Source organism: Aequorivita antarctica, from assembly GCF_007997155.1.
In the GTDB taxonomy this organism is placed as follows: domain Bacteria; phylum Bacteroidota; class Bacteroidia; order Flavobacteriales; family Flavobacteriaceae; genus Aequorivita; species Aequorivita antarctica.
In genome coordinates, this window is sequence record NZ_VORT01000016.1 from 25,655 (window position 1) to 46,636 (window position 20,982).

The following is a 20,982-nucleotide window of genomic DNA, read 5'->3' on the forward strand; positions in this document are numbered from 1 at the left end:
TAAGAAATAATAAAGAAAACCCACAGCTATGTGGCCATACATTTACTCAATAATTAATATAATTTAAAAATAAATAAAATGAAAAAATCAGTAGTAGTATTAGCAATTGGAATGGTATTCTCAAGTATGCTTTTTCAATCTTGTAAAGACAATGTTGACAAAATTGAAGTGAAATCCACTGAAGAAATAGGTCAAGAGGTTATGAACGATACAACGGAAAATAAAGACCCTCAAATAGCAACTATTCAGAACATGAAGGATGCGTTTAAGGGTGAAACTACAGCACATGCTAAGTATGCAGCTTTTAGTAAAAAAGCGGTGGAAGAAGGCTATCCTGAAATTGCGATGCTTTTCAAAGCGGCATCTGAAGCAGAATTGATACACGCCAATAATCATAAGGTTGTGTTGGATAGAATGGGTGAGAAAACCCCAGACGTTACACCGGAATTTACTGTAAATTCAACCAAAGAAAACTTAAAAGATGCCATTGAAGGCGAGAGTTATGAGTTTAATACCATGTATCCTAATTTTATAAAAGATGCCCATGCTGCAGGAAATTATATGGCACAAATAAGTTTGACTTATGCGTATAAAGTGGAGCAAAAGCATAGGGATTTCTATATAAATGCCTTAAAAGCTTTGGAAGATGGAAATGTAAAATCCTTGCCTTCGCTATATTATCTATGTCCAACTTGTGGAAACACATACGCAACAACTGCTCCAGCAAGATGTGAAATATCAATGACAAATTCCAAATTATTTATAAAAATAGATTCACTATAGTTTAAGATTTTGGTTTTTTATAGTGTTGATTAGTTGGCAAAGGCCTCGGACGATGTTCGGGGTTTTTGTTATTTGTGGTTTTCCAGAATACTATTCTTAAGCCAATCTTAAGAAACCGCTTAGAAATCTCTTAGATACTCAATATACTTTTGAGGTAGTACAAATCAATGCATGTACACAATTTAACAATCTAAATATAAAAATCATGAACGACGCACATCTTCATTTAGTAGTAACCCACCTTCCCATAGTGGGAGTATTGATTGGGTTTTTGGTCTTGCTCACAGGCTATTTCTCAAAGAGCTCCCAAGTAAAGACAATGGCATTGGGTATTTTCATTTTTAGTGCCCTAGCGGCTATTGCTGCTTTTTTTACAGGGGAAGGAGCAGAGGAAATTGTAGAGAATCTACCGGGAGTCAGTGAAACCCTTATCCATGCACATGAAGAACAAGCAGAAATTTTTTATACGATGATGTTGATTCTGGGGGGTGTTTCCCTAGTGACCATGCTTATTCACTACAAAAAATCCGCTTTTGCTAAATATGGTTTTACTGTGGTGCTGCTCCTGTCTATAAGCAGTATTGTTATGTCAAAATTTGTGGGTACAAGTGGGGGTGAAATTGTACATGCTGAAATTAGAAGCGATGCCAATAATTTAATTCAACTGGATTCGCATAATAACGATGATGACGATTAAAAGTGTTACGAGCTATTGCTCAAACATACTTAAAAGTAGTAAATGCAAGGCCCTGCCTTTTCACAACTTTGCACATACTCAAGAGGTAATTGACAATGTCTTTCTGATTTCAGATGCCATGGGAATACAATCAGAAGAAGCAGACTTTATTGCTATTGCGGCTTGCTTTCACGATACTGGCTTCTCGGAAACCTATGAAGGCCACGAGGAAGTAAGCAAAAGGCTTGCCGAGCAATATCTGACGAAAACAAATAGTAGCAAGGAAGAAATTGAAGTGGTCCTCTCTTGCATAGACGCTACAAAAATGCCGCAGAACCCCCATAACATGTATGCGGAAGTACTCTGTGATGCCGATTTGTTCCACTTGGGAAAACCCAATTTCTTGTATAGGAATAAACGCTTGCGAAAGGAATGGGAATTGATCTATGGCATTGTTATGACCGACAACGAATGGCGGCGATTCAATATAAAATTTTTGGAAGAGCACCAATTCAAAACCTCATATGGCAGCGAAGTCTTGGAAAAAGGAAAGCAGAAAAATTTAAACAAGCTAAAACAATTGATAAAAGTAAAATAAAAATAGCATTTCCAAGTCGGTTCGCATTGTTAAAGCGCTTTGGAAGACGAGTGTTGGAGAGTTAAAAGTTAACAGTGGGAAGTTCCAAATTTCAAAAACTACTTCCCATTTTTAAATTCGTACTTCCCACTTCGTACCTCGTACTTCGTACTTCCCATTTTTAAATTCGTACTTCCCACTTCGTACCTCGTACTTCCCACTTCCCACTTCGCACTTCGCACTTCGCACTTCCCACTTCCCACTTCCCACTTCCCACTTCCCACTTCCCACTTCGTACTTCGTCGCTCTTCGCTAGTCGCTACTTTCACCTCCCCACAAAGAATATTGGTTAATATTCTTTTAGTTATGCATGTCAAACTGTATTTTCGTGTTTTAATTTTAAAAACTATACTATGAAAGACTTAATCGAGAAAATCAATGCTGAGTTTGAAGCCTTTACAACAGAGGCCAATTCGCTTACAGAAAAAGGAGTTAAAGCTGCAGGGGCAAGAGCGAGAAAATCTACGCTTGAATTGGAAAAATTATTAAAACAATTCAGAAAAGTTTCTATCGAGGAATCAAAAAAATAATAGTAGTAAATCTATTTTTTTACTTCTATTGAAACACTTTTTAACTATCAGGATACTAATGCTGATGTTATATTTCTAATGAAAAGGCTGGTGGCTAACACTGGCCTTTTTTTATTTAGTTAGTTTCTGGTTTCTGGTTTCTGGTTTCTGGTTTCTGGTTTCAGGTTGTGAGAGAAGTACGAAGTACGAACGACGAAGTACGAGGGAAATTAGAAGCGAGCTACGAGCGAGGTCTCTTCGCTCTTGGCTATTCGCTTTTCGCTTTTCGGGTAAAAGTGTGCTAGAGGGGAAAATTTTTTCACTTCGAATAGATAAATTACTAGTAAATACCAGTTTTATGAAGCTTATTTTGAGTATATTAGGGAAAGAATAAATTATCTAAAGTAACACCTAAAAATTATGAAAAAATTCTTAATTCTAATGCTTTGTTCAAGTTTTGTTCTTACTTCCTGTGTGTCAAAAAAGAAGTATGTAGAACTTGAAGCAAAACAAAAGAACACTCAAAATTTATTGAACACTGCAACGGTTAAGCTCAATGACTGTATAACAGAGCGGGCTGCCTCTATGGCTCGTGCCAAGGAGCTTGAGGGTCGTTTAGCCGATATGAAACAAACAAATTCCGATCTCATACAAAGCTCCAAAGAGCTTACCATGTTAACTTCTAAGGGAGCTACCAATTTAGAAAAATCATTGGAAAGCTTAAAAGAAAAAGACCTCAAAATTACTCGTTTGCAAGATGCTGTTAACAAAAAGGACAGTGTTACCCTTGCCCTTGTTACCAGCCTTAAGCGTGAAGTGGGTATAAACGATCCCGATATTGAAATAAATGTTGAAAAAGGTGTAGTGTATATTTCACTTTCAGACAAAGTACTGTTTAAAAGTGGAAGCTATCAAATTTCAAACAGAGCAACTGAAATCTTAGGTAAAGTTACTAAAGTAATCAACGGTAAACCTAACTTTGAGGCCATGGTAGAAGGACATACAGATAATGTGCCTTATAGCAATGGCTTGTTGTTAGACAATTGGGATTTAAGTGTGAAAAGAGCCACCGCCATTGTGAGGGAACTTCAAAACTTGGGTGTGGAGCCCTCTAGATTAATTGCTACCGGTCGTGCCGATTACGTGCCATTAGTGCCAAATGATACTGCAGAAAATAGAGCAACCAATAGACGTACGCGTATTTTGATACTTCCAAAAATCGATCAATTTTATGATATGATTGAAAAGGAAATGAAAAACCTTGAAGCTGGAGGTAAGTAAATCGCCCTAGTTTAAAATATAAGACCCAGCGCTAAAGGCTGGGTTTTTTATTAAGTTCTATCTAAGGTCATACTGAAAGGTAAGCTTTAGAGGGGTGAATAGAAGTTGGAAGTACAACCATCAACCGTCCAACAATCTAACCATCCAACCATCTAGCAATCCAACCTAGCAAATCAACAACAAACGCCGCTCCCCATCTTTTTCCTCAGGGGCTCGGTGCACGCAGGGGAGTACTTTGCTTTCAGGGTGATCCACTGCCAAGCGCCATAAGTTGCCAATCCCTAAATTGATGGGCTGTGCATTTGGGGTTGCTTGGTAGTGTAGATCAAAGAAATATTCACTTAAAAAATCCTCAAAACCTGCACCTTCCTCTCCTTGATAGAGTTTTTTGAGTTCGGCCCGTATTTCGGGAATAAGGATTTTTTGGATGGCTTGTTCATTTGGCAAAAAATCACTTGCCGCGCCGTAATAGGTGCATAAAAATGTATCGGTTGGTACGGGAGACCGATCTACATGAAAGGAATAAACATCCGTTGGAAACCAGGGAAAGTCTTCATCGCGCTCATAATGCTCAATTACATTTAGAATGGGAGCTGCGCCATAGCCTTCCAATAGTTTCAAGTCGTTTAACAGTGTTTCACGAGCAAGCTGGCCTTGTTCGCTTAACTGAAGTTCGAGCAGTTCGGCTGAACTAATGGTCGCCATAGTTCCGTTGCAGACTAGTTTATTTGCAATCTCAGAGAAATCCCCTTTCAAGGTGCGGTTCCAGCATAACGCATTTACAGCTCCTTGAAATGGCGTAGCTACTAGGTCTTGAAAACTCGTAACCTCTTGAATTTGGGTGGGGGTAGCGGGCAACTTTTTTTTCATTGGAATTAAGGGAATACAATTATATTATAGCGCATCGAATTGGTTCTGATCAAGTTTGCTATAGCTTAAACAATTTTTTTAAAGAAAAATAGTTATAAAAGTATCTGATATTCAATAATTTATTAAATTTACGTCAATAATCATCAATTTTTAGATAGTAGCTGAATAACTCCTCTTTTAAGCAGTTCGCTTTTTATTTGGCATTAATACCCCATTAGTTTCTTACGTATTGTTCAACTTCTAAATTTTAGTAAAATGACCGCAAAAAAGATCATTAAGACAAAGGTACCAGTAAAAAAGGCACCCGTTACAAAATCAGCCGCTGTCAAAGAAACGGCTGCAAAGAGAACGACCAAACCGGGATTAAAAACCCGAGTTACACAAACCCCAATTGTAAAACCAGGAAAGCTTTCCGCTGCCACTATTAAAAAGGTAGGGACTATTGCCCAAGTGAGGCACTTTAAATTTACGGAGGATAAGCCAATTCGCTTTGACCCCAGAAAGATTAATGCTGAGGTTTTTAAAAGAGGCGCCAATGCCCCTGCAAACATTGAATTTGCAATGGAACCAACAGAAAACGATGTTGTTCTTTTCCACCCCACGCCAGGTTTTACAAGTCAAAAGACGCCTCTGGCGCAACTTTCCATTTGGGTTAAAGTCTATAATAAAGGAACCGAAACAGTAGATCTGGACAAAGTGGTGCTAGAATATAAAAAAGGCAACACCACTGTAAAAAAGGACGTGTATCTACCCGCCGACAAACTGCTTATAGAACCCAACCATTCCGCAAACTGGCAGAATAGCCGCGAATATCACGAAAATGGCGATGTGGTTTTCTTGGAAGTGCCGTTTCCGACCAAGGTAAAATTGAGCTTTCACTTTAAAAATTACAGTGGAGCCCTCTCTGTTACCAAAAACCTAAAACCCTATTCCCATGCCCTCGCCCTTCCTTTTGATAAGGCTGACTTTGGCGATGAGGAATATGTATCTGGCTATTCTATGCACGGCGGCGGAAGCCAAGTGTTTGCTTACGATCTGGGTGTGGAAGCCTATAAGGACAAAGCTTGGCGTGGCTTATTGCCAAACAAAGACGGGAGTAAAAATGAAGACTATCGCATCTGGGGAAAACCAATTAGAGCGATGGCAGACGGTACCGTATTGCATTTTGAAAACAACATTCCCAACAATTGGAAACCCGACGGTTCCGATGAGGGAATGGCAAAACAAAAAGCCGAACTTTGGGGCTCTTTTGATTATGGCGGCTCTGGAAACCATTTCTACATTCGACATGGCAATGTGGTCGCCCTATACGCTCATATGCAGAAAGGCTCACTTACCAGTTCATTGTTGAAAAACGGTGCAACCGTTAAAAAAGGTGCCGTTCTGGGGAAAGCAGGAAATGCGGGCAATTCCAGTGGGCCGCACCTCCATATACATATAAAAGCTTATAAAAACGATAGCGAACCAGACAGCGGAGCCTTTAGGCCGCTACTGTTCAATACTGGTTATACAATAGGGAAGGAATTCTACAAAACTCCTAAGTCCAATATCAATTGGTCCAAGCTTAACACTCAAGGCATCCCTGGACAAAAAAGCAAGGCCTGTTTTGTGTCAATGGATCATCCCTATTGTGAGTACCCAACAAATTGGGGCGAGGTTGCCAAACACGGCATAGATCAGGCAAACTATCAGGAGGAATTCGACAAGATATGGACCTGTGGCTATTACCCTGTTTGGGTGGACGGTTTTGATGTGAACGGAAAAACTTATTTCAATGTTATTTTCCGTCCTTCAAAAAATGTGGCGTGGGTAGCCCGCCATCATATGGACGGAAAGAAATATCAAACCGAATTTGATAAATGGGCCAATGCTGGATATAGGCTCATTAATATAAATTCCTATCTCTTAAGCGGTAAAGTACGCTACGCAGCGGTTTGGAAAAAGGACAGTTCAGTGAAGTGGATGGCCTACCACGGCAGTACCCTTGCTTGGCACGAAGCCAATTTTGAAAAACACCATAAGGCTGGCTGGGTGCCTGCAAACGTTTCCTGTGTTTCCAAAGGTTCTAAAACCTATGTTACAGCTCTTTGGGAAAAGAAAAACACAGGTGGTTTTTACCTGCGTCCAGATATGACCCTGCAAGCCTTTAAAGATGCCTTTAAGGATTATACAGATAAGAAAAAGTTCAAACTTGTTTATTTGGACGCTTACTTGAAAGGCGGCAAGCCGCTATTGAGCGGAATATGGTACAAAAATGCACCCGATTATAATTCGTGGTGGGAAAAGCACCATCTCTCCGGCTCGCAATACCAAACCGAATATACCGATATGCTTTCCAAAGGCTATCTTACCCGCAGTGTAGTGGGCTATGAGGATGGCAACAAGGCACATTACGAAGGTATTTGGTCAAAATAGTAGTCCTAAAAGAAAGGCAGGCAATATTTTGCTCTCTATGGATGTGAGGTCTAAACTATAGTTGCAACAATAGCCTGCCATTTCTTTTTATTGGCTTGGTAAACTCTATGTGTGAATTTGTTTCATAAGCTACTATAACTATAAATAAAACACTTCTTAGAAAACCTAGGAATAAAAAAGGCTGGTCAATCAATAATATTAATATATATAATGCCCAAAATAGTAAACATACCACCCTGTGTTTCCTTGTCGCCCTTTGTGCGGAATTATAGCCTTTTAAAATTCAACACTCATCAATTGGAGCGTTGCGGCCCCCGTTACTCTGGACCCGAGATGTGCTTGCTATTCTTTCTCAATGCGCTACCGAAAAGTATGGTCATAACACATAATGAGTCCCCTGAATATGAATCGAAACGCACTTTACTAAAAGGGCTCTCCACCCGTTTTAATGGAACTTGGAGATATAAAGGCGCGTATTTAATTTTTAGGATACACTTCACCCCCCATGGATTCCATAGCCTTTTAAGGCTGCCATTAAAGGAATTCACAAACAATATTTTGGATGCACAGACTGTCTTTGGCAAAGAAATCTCCGTGCATTGTGAACAATTGCGACAAGCACAAACTATTAATAAAATGGCAGCGCTGACCGATGAATTTCTAGAGGCTTATATAATCAAGAGCAAAGAACGAGCTGCCAAAAAGGGACTGGCCTTGGTAGCTGATGCCATATTGCGTTCCAATTGTGCTATCTCCATAGAACAATACGCCTCTTTGGCAAATATGAGTTTGCGCAATTTTGAGCGGAAATTTGCACAACAGGTGGGCACTTCCCCAAAAATGTTTTGCCGTTTGGTACGCTTCAATCGCGCCATAGAGTTAAAGTTAATGGCTCCTGACAAATGTTGGACCAGCATTGCGTTAGATTGTGACTACTACGACCAAATGCACATGGTTCATGACTTTATAAAATTTGCGGGTACCAGTCCGACGAATCTTTTTGAAAACATCTCCCTGCCTGCACTTCATATTGAAAATTTGAACAGGATGAATTAGGTAGATGCTACCCTTCAGCTAAAATTGGCTATTCATAAACCAGTAATGAACCTTGTTTCTTTGTTAGGCCCTTTTCTTAAAATAAACTGTCGCTTTTGTACTATTACAAATAAAGAACACTTAGTAATTTAATGGGCTCAAATCAAGGTATTAAAGCCAATAGACTTTCTCTCCTCTAAACGAATCATTTTGTTTGTGCTATTGGATGTATACGAAAAGAGACTTCCCAATTAATGATTCTAACGCTTATTGATTTTGTCAAAGAGCAATATTAATTAATGGAGTATGCCCAAAATCCAAATTGAAATAGAGTAGGCGCTAACCTAAAAGTAATAACCATGGCAAAGAATCCTGAATACCAAAACAGAAATTTCAAAATCCGTGTAGATTTTGAACAACCTCCTCAAGTAGAACTACCCCTTATTGGCTTTCTATTTAATTGCAGAGGAATATTGCTGCAATGGCAATATGTGAAAGACAATATCTTGGAGTTCAACTTAGAGAAAATATCTCAAGGAACCAGAGAATTGAAGATAGACCCAGAGCAGCTTAGGCTATTTATTGCCCCAGCTTCCGATAAAAAAATAACTCACATAAGCACTACGCAAGAGTTACAAAACTATAAAGCTTATGAGCCTATATTAAGGCTGGACGCTAACCAAGGTATAAATATCTTACCAATTCCAGAGAGACTATCCATCTTCTGGATCAAGTGTAAATGTCGCGTAAGCGGAAAGGTGTCAAAATGGTTCCACTTTGGCAATGGTTGGGAAGACCTTCCTGTATGCCGGGCGCGTGTTCATATATGTGAAATTGACCCTATTTTGTTTTGGATTAATAAAATACCGGATCACATTATCGCCAAGGTGCCGGATGCCATATTAAATCCTAAATTCAAAGTGCCCATTCCCATTCCAGACCCTGGCCCTTATCAGCGAATCGAGCGCTTTGCAATGATTGCTGGGCCAAGTGAAGAGAATATTTTCAAGACGCAATCGCTTCCGGAAATGCGGAAGGAAACCTTTTCCAAATTACCTGAATTGGGTCCTGAAATAAAACAACAATTTGCCTCTGGTAACTTAAATGTTATCAGAGATACCATAGTGAAAAACTATGCTTTGTTGCATCCATGGTTCTGCTTTTGGCCTTGGTGGTGGCCCTATTTTTACCGTTGCCAGGAATTGGCAGTAGTAGAAACCAATGCAGCTGGTAGGTTTGAAAAGAATATTTACTACAATTGCTTTGGCGATAAACCTGATATTTATATTTGGGTTGAATATATGATAGACGGAGTGTGGACTACGGTTTACAAGCCACCCATCCCATGTAATACCCGTTGGAACTACGTGTGTGGTTCCGATATCAATATTCATTTAACCCATCCTAGGGTAGCTGGCGATTGTTGCTGCGATTGTGAGCTTATTGGCGAAGATGTATGGATACGCACTGTGGGCCATACCAGCGTTTCCCATATAAAACAGGGGCATCAATTGTTGGCGCCTCCAGGCCAGGGTGTAGCCTATGACCGCATTGGGCTTACTGATGCAGACGCCGCTGGGGACAGTTTCCTAATTACGACGATAGATGACTACAAAAGACCCTTTGGGGGAAGCCCGATCCTAAGAATGGGCTTTGGACCAGCCCTGCCGAACTCAAATGTTTATTATTATCGTTGGAGCTATAGACAGCGTGCGAATGCTGATTTGGTCTCTGTGGGCGATACTTATAAGGCCTTGCCGCCTAAAGGAGGTGAGGTAAGAAAGGGATATGATTATCGCTATAAGGATAGCAACGACGACTGGCAATGGGCACCGGAGAGTAAGAAACTTGGACCATTTACCGTAGGTCCCAATGATAACCTGTACATCATTCCACCGGAAGAGCCAACAATGGCACCCTTTAATGTGCCTGCGACCTCCCATCCACATTGGCACCAACAGACCTATTATATGGATACCATTCAGTATGACACTACTGCTGTTGAGAATTTCGAAAATGGTTTATACGAGTTGAAACTGGAACTGTTTGACCAAGCGGGAAATCTACTACAAAACATTCCAAAAGCTAACTTTAAAACCCCAAGGCATGATGATGCCAGGTATAGCGAGAATGCGCCCAACGTTCTTTTGGAAAATCCTACAGCTACGAATGCCGATGCCTTCAATATGCTCATAAGGATTGACAATGGCCAGTGCGTAGGCGATATTTACACTGTAAAAGTAAATGGCGAGCCTGCATCCTCTAACTGTTGCGGATTTGTAAAATACACAATAGATGAGGTAGAGGCAAAACTTGAGCTGTCCTTTAAGGCAGTCCATCCCACCAATTTTGCTGAGTTCAGTTTTGGAGTGGTAAAAGGAAGCTGTGGAGGAGTACCTATAGCCAATGCAAGAGGAATGGTTATAGACAGTGCCTCTGGCTATACTTTAGATACCATAACTGGTATATACAGCAAGAGTTTTGATCCTTCGGAATTACTGGGCGAATGTTATGAGAATGGAGCTGGAAAAGCGGCCTTTGCTGAAACATTGCACATAATTTCTACGGCTACGGACGGTATATGGCGCGTTGCCAAAGACTATGGTAGGACAGTGGCTTTTGCGCTGGAACCTTAATATTAACTAGATACTTAGTAAAGTAAAAACCCGTAAATTCAGTTTTACGGGTTTTTTTAATATAAAAGCCCTCCTTTACTTTGCTGAAAACGCAAAGCTACGGAGGGCGGGGGTATTTTAGAGTAATCTTTTGTTTTTGAAGGCAATGCCCGAACCAGATTTTAAATACCGCTCAAAATCGTAAGCTTTTTGTTTGTTGATAAAAAGAGCGAGGTGCGCAAGTGTTACGGGAAGTTTGTCTTTAGTAAAGGAAACTTCACCTTTATTATGGGCAACAAGTCGGTTATTAATATTTGTGGTATATCCTGTATAATATTTCCCATTGGCGCATTTAAGAATATACACTGCGTAGGGTAATTCCATAATTTGTAGATTTAAAATTATGGGGAGTTATTTAAAATTAAGAAATAACTTTTGAAATTTATAATAAAATATAAGGAAAATATTTTTTTATGCTAAGCTTCGGAGAGCGTCCCCCTTCGCTTTGCTGAAATGCGTAAAGCTTCGGAGAGCGAGGGTTCTCTTTCGCTGAAGCTTCGGAGAGCGAGGGAAAAACGCAAAGGTTTGAAGTTTAATAGATCATTATTTTTTAAATAAAAGTGGATCGGCATCCACCGAAGCCCTCAAACGGGAACAATGTTAAGTGTACTAAATGTAAAAAGCCCTCCTTCGCTTTGCTAAAAAACGCAAAGCTACGGAGGGCGTAGGTGGAGCCGGAGGGAACAGAACTTAATCGTTGAAACGCTTATATATAGGGGGTTTCAAAAGGACAAATTTTTATGCGCACCGAATAGGTGACTTTTTAACATTTTAAACTAATTTATAAAATAATTTAGTGTTTTTTCTTCTTTTTTCGAATTTAAAATTCTGAGAAGGCTTCTCAACTAAAAAGCTATTTTTCACAGTAGCTTCCCCGTCAATAATAATATAATTTTTATCCTGGATTACTTTTAAGTTTATCAGTAAAAGTGTCTAAAAATTTTAATATTCTGTTTTATCTTCATTTGTATCAAAAGATGATGTTATTACAACAATAGAATCAATTATCAGGTCAAAAAAAGATTTAGGAATAGTCTCAGTATTTTCCAACAATTCGACTTTAATGAGAAGCATATCAGCTTTATCTTTCTTCAACCCATCTCCATACCTTAAGTCCATTAAAATCCAATGTTTTCCAATCAATAACTCTTCAATATCTTTATAAATTGACTTTGTCATAATTTCTAATTTTTAACTGTTTTAACTCCTTTTGCTGGAACTGAACCTTCAATCAGTACTTCTTTCGATTTATCAGCAAAGTTTTTTGCCGTATTACCCTTCAGATATACTTTTTGACCTTGCTTTGAGATATATCGTAGACTTTACCTTTGATATATTTCATATTTATTTTTACTATTCTATTAAAAGTTTTTTCTGCCCAAATTTTAGCGACTTTTAAATCTTTGGTTGTTGATATAAATTGACTTCTAAAATTCGTTCTAGAATCATTTAATACGTGCCCCTCTATTGTATAAGTAGCACTTGGGTTTTTAGCAAATAAACCTAGCTTAACACTTTCATCTGGTCTAACAACTCTGAAAATATAGTTTTTAGGGGTTATAAATTGTTAAGAGCACCTCCAAATATGAAGAATGGGGAAGTAAATTCGTCAGAAACTATATGGCCTGTAGCACTATAATACCTAGCTTTATTCTCTGAATTTATTGTACTTGCTCCATATTGATATAAGAATGTTTCATAACCAGAAGCAAACTCTCTAGAAGAAAAGAAGTCCATTTCTTCTTGAGACATATTATTTAAATCTGGTTTTCCTGGGTTACTTATCAGTTCTTTTGCTTCGTTCCAAGTAGTTCCTCTTTGCCAACCCATAGTTTCAGCAAATTGAACTGCCATTGGCTGTATCATATTGGCATAACCTTCCTCTGCATACCAACTCGCACAAGTTGTAGTGCCATCGGGTTGATTAACCCCTCCATCGTGCCAAATCCAAGGTTTTGGGATTTCGCCTCTTGTTTTTGGGCAAAAGACCCATCCTCTCCTGCAACTAGTCGTTGCCCTTCTTCTTTGCCTGCTGATGTAGGCTCAAGTCCTTCAAGCTCTTTCATATCAATTGGTCTGTTACCGCTAAATTGATATGGGCTATACCAAGGATTCGTGTGCAAGGGGATCCACCGCAAAAAACCTTCCCACCCTAGGGTCGTGCATCCTGAAGGTGTAGTTTAGAGAATTTCCCTCACCTTTAATCTCATCATCCATCTCCTGCCCCTGGAAGCTATAGCGGTAATCGCAAGTGTTTGCATGCCATCCCGGCATAAGCATTCCGAAGACTTAACAGTCTATATAGTTTTCACTGTTTATATAAAAGAACGTAGTGTAAAAATAGAAAAGTCTATCAAACTAATGATAGATGTTTTGTTTAATTTCCTATTTCAACTACTCATACACTAACTCCATCTAAAATTATTTACATCTTAGTAATTGGCTATGTCCTAGTGTGGAACATTACCCTTCCAGCATAATCCCATAAATGTGACATTGCATCGTAAATTATCGTAGATATTATAGCGGATAAGGTAGGAACTTTATCTTATAATTTCATTGAAATTTTCTATTTTCTCCCCCCATCCATTATCTTGCAAAAAGCTATATTGTTTAAATAAATTAATATTAGGAAGCTTTATATTTTTTTCAAGCATAATAGAAATAATTTCCATTAAAGGGTCTAATGTAACGGAACTATATCCAATGACTCCTCCATATAAGTTGTTTGTTTCAATAGCTATTGTATTCTCAATTATGCTAATCAATGAATTAGGCAGATTTCTATAAGCATTTTCAATTCGTCTAAGCTCTTCAACATTTACGTATTCATAATCCCTAAAATCATTGTCCGGATGCGTGTCAAGTATTGAAGAGGGCGTATATTCCCTTATTTTTTTTTCCCATACATTAAACTTATCAAGTACTAAAAATTCCTTTATCTGTGCTAGAATATTTTCTATTTCTGGCTTAAAAAGAGTTACGTTATCTTCTTCAATATAATTGTAAATACATTTTAATCCATATGCTACCCGTCCTCTAATGGATATTTTCTTTAATTCTGTTTCTAAATCATTAACCTCCATCGTTGCTAGTATTTATCATGTCTTTTGTTGTAGTGTTGCAATTCTCACAGGCAGGAAAATCTATAATATCGCCTCCTTTAGTTCTATTGTCGATTTTTACAGTATGTATTTCTATATTTTGAACTTTAACTCCGTCACTAAAAGCTTGATTTAATGCATCACATTCAGAGCAGTTCTCCACATCCCATTTTTCACTACTCTTTTCTGGAAGAATTTTCTTTAAATCTGGATGTATATTATCTCCTGATTTTAATTTTCCACTTTCTCCTAGATAAACCCTTCCAGTAGACTTATCATATACCGCGGTAACAGAACGAGGAGTTTTCTTAATAGAGCGAGTTTGCTGTAATAACTTTGCATAGCTATAAGCTCTCGTTTTTGCTAATCCCGAAGAGTTTATAAAACTTACTCTTAGTTTAGGCATCTTTTTATAGAAAATGATAGAAGCCATAAAATTTGCTTCAAACCTAGATCTTTCTTCTATAGTAAGTTGTCCATAATTATTGAAAACATTAATTAATGCATCCATTTCTGCAACCGATCTATCAAAAACATCACCATTTCCAGTGCCATAGTCCCACATATCCCTAAACATGTATTCCCCTGCTTCCCACCAATTAACTGGATTGAGTAAATCTAAAAGACCTAATGCTGTTCCTTTAATTCCAGCTTTATATTCTTCTTTTTGTTCCTCATTCATAAAAGGAACTCCTTCTAAAATAGGTCTGCCCTGCATTGCATTTAGTTCCATCTTAGATTCAAGACCTTCTAATTCAGAAGCATGAATCGGTTGATTGGAGCTAAACTGATAAGGTGTCAAATATGGGTACTTAGCTTCAAGTTGATCTCTCGCAAAAAACCGCCCAACCCGCGGATCGTGCATCCGAAAAGTATAGTTTAGACTGTTGCCCTCTCCCTTGATTTCATCATCCATCTCCTGCCCTTGGAAGCCGTAACGGTAATCAGATGTGTTCGCATGCCGCCCGGGCTGGAGCATTCCGAAGGAATGAACATTTTATGTGAAAGAACGGGATATAAAATTACAAAAAGCTGCAATCAATACTATTTTAACTTTTGGTTTCTTACGCGTAAAGGAACTCGTCACGAACGAGCGTTAGCAGAGGTAAAAATCTCTTATTATAAAACCTATATTCGTTATTTAATTTACTCATTAGTTAAGTATTTTGTAGCCTCTAATGATGCAAATGCCAATGCTTTGTCATAATCATTAAAAATCACACAATTATTTTCTTTAACAAGTCTTAATAATTCTTCAATCGCAATTTTGTTCTTTTGAGAAACTATTACAGCTATTTTTTTTAATTTTTCATCATCATCGCTGCAAGTTTCATAAAAAAAGTTCAAAGATTTTAGTAATGTATTCCCAAAAGAATAATCCAAATTTCTAAAATCCAGGACCAATGCGGATAAAGTGTCATAAAGGAAATAAACAGCAACTAATTTTGAATATATATATAGACCGTCATTATTCCCTAGACTGCCGTATTTATAGCCCCCTGTAAAACTACCCACAAAAAACTTCTGATCAGAATCTAAAAAAATAAGACTTTTAATTTCTGAATATTTTTCAATGTCGATCTCAATTAAACTATCTTTCATATTAATTCGGATTTTCTTCTGGTGTAAATGTGATATGAGGTTCATTACTATCAACTTCCACGCCTTTTAATTCTTCGGAACCCTTTCTAGTGTCACCTCCTTTTACAGCTTTAGGATTCTTTGGCAAAGCATATAATGCTGAACTTCTCGTTTTAGAATTACCTCCTTTAATAATATAATCCCAATCTGAATAATCATCAGCAGTACCTTTTGCTCTACTCCCGACAACTGTTATTTCTAAATCATATTTGTTAGAAACCTTTTGAATTCGATTTATATACCCTTGAGCTAAATTCTCAAGTTTCGCTCCACCTCCGACCTTGGGAACAAGACTGTTCTTTAAGCTATTACCTTGAGAATTTATTTTTCTGGATGTATTTGACTTATTTGATTTGACTCTAGCACCAGTTCCATAATGTTGTTGTTCCGAGGCAACAGTACTCAATGCCTGACCGATGGTAATTGATTTTTCAATCAGATTCTTTCTACTGGCTAAATCCTCTTTTATTGTACTTAATCCAGAAATTAAATCGGCTTTACTAGAATATTGTATGTTTATTTCTTCTTCATGAAATCCAGCACCATACTGCCCACCATCGAAAAAATAATTTATGGATTCTCCTGAATGGACTATGTGCCTTTCGTAAGGATTTACTGGTGGAGCATCTGTTAAACCAAATGTCAAAGTATGAAGAAAGCTAGTTAAGCTATTAACATCGACAAAATCATTAACACTTATAAGATTTAAGATTGGTTCATCATTATCGTCAAATTCTACTGTGTAATGATATTCTTCCAGTCCTTCAAGCTCTTTATTTTCAATAACTTTATTTCCACCAAAACTGTAAGGAGAATAGTGAGCATATTGCATTGTTAGGGGATCAACCGCAAAGAACCTACCCACTCTTGGGTCATGCATTCTAAAAGTGTAATTTAGGGAATTGCCCTCGCCTTTTATTTCATCATCCATCTCCTGTCCCTGGAAGCCATAGCGGTAATCGGAAGTGTTCGCATGCCGCCCGGGCTGGAGCATTCCGAAGGGATAGGATTTTATGTGAAAGAACTTAGATTTAGGAACAAATAAAAAATTAAATTATATTTCTCTATTTTTATCTAAAAGAATTAAATGTCCAACTAAATTATCAGGATGATTCATAAAATATTTTCTATTTTCAATATCATATAAATTTCTATCCTCTTTAGTTAGTAAAATTAAAGTTCCCAATATTTTATCATCTAAAACTTTATAATTAGAAAATTCAGCAGGAAAGGCAAATTTTTCATTTGTTTCGCTCCAAATAGTTATCCTGTCTTTATTATCGAAATATTTTTCAAAGTTAAAGGCATATTTGTTATAGAAATAAAATTCAAAGGGATATTTTGTAATTTTTGTTTTTTCCATCATTTAATTTATATAATAAGAAGTTAACCTCCAGGTCTAATTTCAATCCAATCTATTTTAAAATTTTGATTCAACAATGGTAATTCTGTTTTGCCTACATCTATTGCCCTGTAGCCGTCAAGTGTCCTTTCGTATTTTAATAAAGATTTTGGCACTCTAATTTTTATAGTAAATTCTTTTGAAAATGTAGGGTTACTTCTCCAAAAATCTAATCCTTCCTGTTCAAGCCAAAATTGCTTTCTTCCAAATCCTTCTGATTTTAAAGAAAATTTATTGCCATTTGCTCTAAAAGAGGCATACTCATTCGGGCCAAAATTTCTGAACAAGGTAATTTCATCAGAACTATTCGAAAGATTTCTTATTACAGCATTTTGAAGACTAAACTGTCTGGGAGTAGGTCCTTTGTAGTTTATTCCATTTATTGGGCCTCCAAACCCACTTGGAGCAACTACTTGTCCAATACTGCTAAATGCGCCTGTAAAAAACCATAGTTTTTGTGTTAAGACTTCCTCCTTTGCTTTTTTATCCCATTCATTATTCTTTGATTTCCAAAATGACCCATTTTCATTTTGGTATCTACTTTTAGCAGTTTGATAATCTTCTCCTGGACTTCCATAAACTACTTTCCATTGCTCAAAAGTCATAGAAACATCGTTCTGATTTACTTCTGATGTCCAATGTTTTTGATCTTCTTGTCTAGTATCATAATTAGATATAACACGTTTTACAGCAAAAATTGTCACCTCTTCTAGAGGAATACCTCCCTCTGGTATTGAAACAAATTCCACAGATTGACTTCCATCTAAAGGTTGTTGAGTTAAATTTGGGTCATCACTCGATTCAAGTCCTTCTAATTCCACCGCCATTATCGGTGTGTTGGCACCAAATTGATAAGGAGTCAACATCGGATAACGTGGTTCTAATGGGTCTGTTGTAAAAAATCTACCCACTCTTGGGTCGTGCATTCTAAACTTGTAATTCAGTGAGTTCCCTTCTCCCTTTATCACATCATCCATCTCCTGTCCCTGGAAGCCATACCTATAATCTCCGGTGTTCGCATGGCGTCCGGGCATAAGCATGCCGAAGGGATAGCATTTTTATGTGAAAGAACGAAGGTTAAAGATAGAATTTTGAAATAAAAATTCTTAATTGACAAGACTTATTTTTCAAAATAAACTCGATAGTAGGGATTTTTAGGTAAATCAAGGTTGATAAAATGAGTAGAATAGTTTTGGACAGAATAACTTAGTAAATAACTTTTCTTTACTCGGAATTTTTATTTCTTTGTGTAAAATCTAAGATAGAATGACTCCTAAAGAAAAAAACAAAACCAGTAAGTTTTTGAGCTTGATTTTAAGGCATAAGCCCGAAGAAATAGATTTAGTTTTAGATAATGATGGTTGGGCTAATGTAGATGAGCTATTACAGAAAATGGTTATTGGCTTTGAAGATTTAAAAGAGGTCGTTAAAACCAATGAAAAAAAACGTTTCGCATTCTCTGATGATTTCAAGAAGATAAGAGCGAATCAAGGACATTCTATCGACGTTGATTTAAAGCTTGATCCAGTAATTCCACCTAAGTTTTTGTTTCACGGTACAGCAGAAAAAAACATAGATTCAATTCTTGTAAAAGGATTGCTTAAGCAAGGCAGAAACTATGTTCATTTAAGTGATGATATAGAAACCGCTAGAAATGTTGGTATACGTTATGGAAAGCCAATAATTCTTAAAGTAAATACTCTAAATATGTATCAAGAAGGATACCTATTTTATCTTTCGAAAAATGGTGTCTGGCTTACTGACTTTGTTCCTGCAGGCTTTATTTCTTAATTATCAAATCCGCACTAATTACCTCAAGGTAGTGGTTTGCATTGATAAAAAAAATTCTAAAATGTCGAAACTTAAAAAGATTATTAAAATGCTTTTCCCATTGAAGTTTATAATCAGAATTCTTAAATTCAATTAAAGAATCTATTTTTTCATATTTTTCGAAATTAATTAATGAATCACTCACACCTGGAAAATTTGTAAGTCTATGGAAACATGTATGTTTAAATAAAAAATTTATAGTGCATTCCTCATTACTTTCTTTCGAATCATAATATATATTAACATTCAAATTACCATCATTATACGATAAATCTATTTTATTCTCACCATGCGAAGGAAAAAAAAGATCCGTGTTAAAAATTATAATAGGAGAACTACATTTCATTTTATTATTCTTTTGATTTAGTATTAATAGGAGTTGTTGAAGAAGGTGCTTCTCCCTTGAGCTGTCTTTTTGCTAATTCATCAAATGTTACCGCTCCCTCTTCTGCTGTTGTATAGGCCGTTTGATTTGTTCTATTAACTCCATACCAATCTTTCATTGGTATTCCAGCTCTTTCTAAAGCAACAGAAGTTCTACTGTTTAAAATTACCTTTTCTCCATTTTTCATAACATAATCCAATGGTATATCTTTTGGAGAAATTTTTTGACCTGTTAAAGCTTCTACGAGATCATTTACTTCTTTTATCTCAGCACTAGCTTTAGCAGAATATATTTGTTGACCTTCCACAGAAAAAATTTCATCAGACCTTATTGTTTTTTGAGCAAATTTTGCACCTTCAAGATTTTTTATAACTGATAAAGTTCTTGATACTTTTCCAATGGTATAAATTATGCCATCTCCCAGTAATCCTAAAACCACAATTTTATTTGCTTCTCCGGCATTTTTGAATCGCTTTTGCGCTTCGAATTGATTACCATTTCTTTGTTCCTCATATCCTCTTTCACTTTCATTTAGAGATTCAAGAAGCCCAGATCCCATTATTACTCTTGTCATCCAACCTTTAGTCACATGAACATCTATTAATCCTACAAGCCCGATAATAGTTCCGAAAGCACGTGCATTATCTCTTTCCTTTAATTCCTCAGCAGTAATCTTTCCTTGTAAGAAACTTTTCTGATCACCATATTGTGCCATAGTAGAAAGGGTCTCTTCTAACCCTTCAAGTTCACTAAATGCAATAACTTTATTTCCTGAAAAACTATATGGTGAATATTGCGGGTATTTTTTGGTCAAAGGGTCAACAGCAAAGAACCTACCCACCCTTGGGTCGTGCATCCTAAAGGTATAGTTCAGAGAATTTCCCTCTCCTTTAATTTCATCGTCCATCTCCTGCCCCTGAAATCCGTATCGGTAATCAGAAGTGTTCGCATGCCGCCCGGGCAGCAGCATGCCGAAGGGATAGGATTTTTATGTAAAAGAACTTCGGCTAAAGATAAGATTTTACAAAGAAAAAATGTTTTAGGGAGGAAGATAAATCCACCATCCTTAAAATCATCGATACGATGCTGACCAAAAAGAAGTTTAAGGACTCTTTCAATAAAAATGTGGCTTCACTTTAGGGGGTAAAAAAACCCTCCCGAAGAATCGTCTTTGTTTTTTTCTAACATCAAAATTGATGAAGAATTTATTTTTCTAATCTTACCTTAAAAAAAGATTTTAGGCTGTCATATTTTTTTACTCGGAATCATAACTTATTCAAAATAATGATCAATTGAAGAATCACTATTGTTTTTCGAAGTATCATAATATACAAAAATATACCCTTGATGGCTATAGAAAACAAAATGACTATCTTATAATTTAAATTCTCTTTTGTCCTCTTTTAACAGTTCTGAAGCATATCCCTTTCATTCAAAAATTCTATTGTAAAAATAATCTTCTCCTCTTATAAAACTTCCATTATCTATCCTAAAAAACCTTATAATTCTCTGACAATTGAACACTATAAATCTTTTCGATTTCCTCTATTTGGAAAGTTTCACATCCTTTTTATGTTACATCCTCTCTTTTTAATTTTTTTAATTATTTTATCCATAATAATCTAAGGATGTGGTTTAAGGCATTTTGTTCTTACCCCCGCGCTAAAGGATGACAAAATACCGAAAATCCAACATTCTTATCAAAATATCTTTTTTAGACTAAAGCCTAATCCAATTAT

Annotated in this window: 23 protein-coding genes; 9 read left to right on the top strand and 14 right to left on the bottom strand. The window is 36.9% G+C overall.

Going from position 1 to position 20,982, the window contains the following annotated elements; all coding sequences use genetic code 11:
* The first annotated feature begins 78 nt into the window (after positions 1 to 78).
* From ESU54_RS16195 to ESU54_RS16205, 3 genes are all read left to right on the top strand, one after another.
* Positions 79 to 783, top strand: coding sequence for a rubrerythrin family protein (locus ESU54_RS16195; protein WP_200830112.1), 705 nt, complete (start codon positions 79 to 81; stop codon positions 781 to 783).
* Positions 784 to 988: 205 nt separating this feature from the next.
* A complete protein-coding gene (locus tag ESU54_RS16200) occupies positions 989 to 1,480 on the top strand; it encodes a DUF2231 domain-containing protein (RefSeq protein ID WP_111844898.1) in 492 nt (163 codons plus the stop codon).
* Positions 1,467 to 2,057: an HD domain-containing protein gene (locus ESU54_RS16205; protein WP_146744009.1), complete on the top strand. Its 591-nt coding sequence runs from the start codon at positions 1,467 to 1,469 to the stop codon at positions 2,055 to 2,057. The genes ESU54_RS16200 and ESU54_RS16205 overlap by 14 nt, the downstream gene beginning before the upstream one ends.
* 98 nt (positions 2,058 to 2,155) lie before the next feature.
* Here the strand turns inward: ESU54_RS16205 and ESU54_RS16210 are convergent, their stop codons facing one another.
* Positions 2,156 to 2,365 (bottom strand): hypothetical protein, encoded by a 210-nt coding sequence (locus ESU54_RS16210; protein WP_146744008.1) that lies wholly within the window; start codon positions 2,363 to 2,365, stop codon positions 2,156 to 2,158.
* Between the two features lie 84 nt (positions 2,366 to 2,449).
* On the opposite strand from ESU54_RS16210, the gene ESU54_RS16215 reads away from it, so the two are divergent.
* Together ESU54_RS16215 and ESU54_RS16220 are read left to right on the top strand one after the other, a co-directional pair.
* The gene (locus ESU54_RS16215) at positions 2,450 to 2,626 is read left to right on the top strand and encodes a histone H1 (RefSeq protein ID WP_111844895.1); all 177 of its coding nucleotides are present in this window, start codon (positions 2,450 to 2,452) and stop codon (positions 2,624 to 2,626) included.
* Positions 2,627 to 3,025: 399 nt separating this feature from the next.
* Positions 3,026 to 3,886 (top strand): OmpA/MotB family protein, encoded by an 861-nt coding sequence (locus ESU54_RS16220; protein ID WP_111844894.1) that lies wholly within the window; start codon positions 3,026 to 3,028, stop codon positions 3,884 to 3,886.
* Positions 3,887 to 4,051: 165 nt separating this feature from the next.
* Here the strand turns inward: ESU54_RS16220 and ESU54_RS16225 are convergent, their stop codons facing one another.
* Positions 4,052 to 4,756 (bottom strand): DUF1826 domain-containing protein, encoded by a 705-nt coding sequence (locus tag ESU54_RS16225; protein WP_111844893.1) that lies wholly within the window; start codon positions 4,754 to 4,756, stop codon positions 4,052 to 4,054.
* A 255-nt stretch (positions 4,757 to 5,011) separates the two neighbouring features.
* Here ESU54_RS16225 and ESU54_RS16230 point away from each other — a divergent pair, with 255 nt between their 5' ends.
* The 3 genes from ESU54_RS16230 (at position 5,012) to ESU54_RS16240 (ending at position 10,842) form a co-directional block, all read left to right on the top strand.
* A complete protein-coding gene (locus ESU54_RS16230) occupies positions 5,012 to 7,171 on the top strand; it encodes a peptidoglycan DD-metalloendopeptidase family protein (protein WP_111844892.1) in 2,160 nt (719 codons plus the stop codon).
* 210 nt (positions 7,172 to 7,381) lie between these two features.
* The gene (locus tag ESU54_RS16235; RefSeq protein WP_111844891.1) at positions 7,382 to 8,227 is read left to right on the top strand and encodes a helix-turn-helix domain-containing protein; all 846 of its coding nucleotides are present in this window, start codon (positions 7,382 to 7,384) and stop codon (positions 8,225 to 8,227) included.
* Positions 8,228 to 8,565: 338 nt separating this feature from the next.
* Positions 8,566 to 10,842, top strand: a complete 2,277-nt coding sequence (locus ESU54_RS16240; RefSeq protein WP_111844890.1) for a hypothetical protein — start codon at positions 8,566 to 8,568, stop codon at positions 10,840 to 10,842.
* A gap of 117 nt (positions 10,843 to 10,959) precedes the next feature.
* On the opposite strand, the gene ESU54_RS16245 is transcribed toward ESU54_RS16240, so the two are convergent.
* The 11 genes from ESU54_RS16245 to ESU54_RS16290 all read right to left on the bottom strand — a co-directional run bounded on the left by ESU54_RS16245 (position 10,960) and on the right by ESU54_RS16290 (position 18,068).
* Positions 10,960 to 11,205 carry a GIY-YIG nuclease family protein gene (locus ESU54_RS16245; protein ID WP_111844889.1) on the bottom strand — a complete coding sequence of 82 codons (246 nt, stop codon included), beginning with the start codon at positions 11,203 to 11,205 and terminating at the stop codon, positions 10,960 to 10,962.
* 618 nt (positions 11,206 to 11,823) lie between these two features.
* A complete protein-coding gene (locus tag ESU54_RS16250) occupies positions 11,824 to 12,060 on the bottom strand; it encodes a hypothetical protein (protein ID WP_111844888.1) in 237 nt (78 codons plus the stop codon).
* A gap of 378 nt (positions 12,061 to 12,438) precedes the next feature.
* Positions 12,439 to 12,747, bottom strand: a complete 309-nt coding sequence (locus tag ESU54_RS16255) for a hypothetical protein (RefSeq protein WP_111844887.1) — start codon at positions 12,745 to 12,747, stop codon at positions 12,439 to 12,441.
* Complete coding sequence (locus ESU54_RS16260; protein ID WP_111844886.1) at positions 12,744 to 12,947, bottom strand: hypothetical protein; 204 nt, start codon at positions 12,945 to 12,947, stop codon at positions 12,744 to 12,746. Before ESU54_RS16260 ends, ESU54_RS16255 begins: the two co-directional genes overlap by 4 nt.
* A gap of 34 nt (positions 12,948 to 12,981) precedes the next feature.
* Entirely contained in the window at positions 12,982 to 13,155 is a 174-nt protein-coding gene (locus ESU54_RS17890) for a hypothetical protein (protein ID WP_160113286.1), read from the bottom strand.
* A 269-nt stretch (positions 13,156 to 13,424) separates the two neighbouring features.
* On the bottom strand, positions 13,425 to 13,967 hold the full coding sequence (locus ESU54_RS16265; RefSeq protein WP_111844884.1) for a hypothetical protein: 543 nt from the start codon (positions 13,965 to 13,967) through the stop codon (positions 13,425 to 13,427).
* A complete protein-coding gene (locus tag ESU54_RS16270) occupies positions 13,957 to 14,964 on the bottom strand; it encodes an RHS repeat-associated core domain-containing protein (RefSeq protein ID WP_111844883.1) in 1,008 nt (335 codons plus the stop codon). The genes ESU54_RS16265 and ESU54_RS16270 overlap by 11 nt, the downstream gene beginning before the upstream one ends.
* Positions 14,965 to 15,131: 167 nt before the next feature.
* On the bottom strand, positions 15,132 to 15,587 hold the full coding sequence (locus ESU54_RS16275) for a hypothetical protein (RefSeq protein ID WP_111844882.1): 456 nt from the start codon (positions 15,585 to 15,587) through the stop codon (positions 15,132 to 15,134).
* A gap of 1 nt (position 15,588) precedes the next feature.
* Positions 15,589 to 16,620 (bottom strand): RHS repeat-associated core domain-containing protein, encoded by a 1,032-nt coding sequence (locus ESU54_RS16280; protein ID WP_111844881.1) that lies wholly within the window; start codon positions 16,618 to 16,620, stop codon positions 15,589 to 15,591.
* A 60-nt stretch (positions 16,621 to 16,680) separates the two neighbouring features.
* Complete coding sequence (locus ESU54_RS16285; protein ID WP_111844880.1) at positions 16,681 to 16,992, bottom strand: hypothetical protein; 312 nt, start codon at positions 16,990 to 16,992, stop codon at positions 16,681 to 16,683.
* A 20-nt stretch (positions 16,993 to 17,012) separates the two neighbouring features.
* On the bottom strand, positions 17,013 to 18,068 hold the full coding sequence (locus ESU54_RS16290) for an RHS repeat domain-containing protein (RefSeq protein ID WP_111844879.1): 1,056 nt from the start codon (positions 18,066 to 18,068) through the stop codon (positions 17,013 to 17,015).
* Between the two features lie 226 nt (positions 18,069 to 18,294).
* Here ESU54_RS16290 and ESU54_RS16295 point away from each other — a divergent pair, with 226 nt between their 5' ends.
* On the top strand, positions 18,295 to 18,819 hold the full coding sequence (locus tag ESU54_RS16295; RefSeq protein ID WP_111844878.1) for an RNA 2'-phosphotransferase: 525 nt from the start codon (positions 18,295 to 18,297) through the stop codon (positions 18,817 to 18,819).
* Positions 18,820 to 19,208: 389 nt separating this feature from the next.
* Here ESU54_RS16295 and ESU54_RS16300 read toward each other — a convergent pair whose 3' ends face one another.
* On the bottom strand, positions 19,209 to 20,213 hold the full coding sequence (locus tag ESU54_RS16300) for an RHS repeat-associated core domain-containing protein (RefSeq protein WP_111844876.1): 1,005 nt from the start codon (positions 20,211 to 20,213) through the stop codon (positions 19,209 to 19,211).
* Positions 20,214 to 20,982 lie beyond the last annotated feature (769 nt).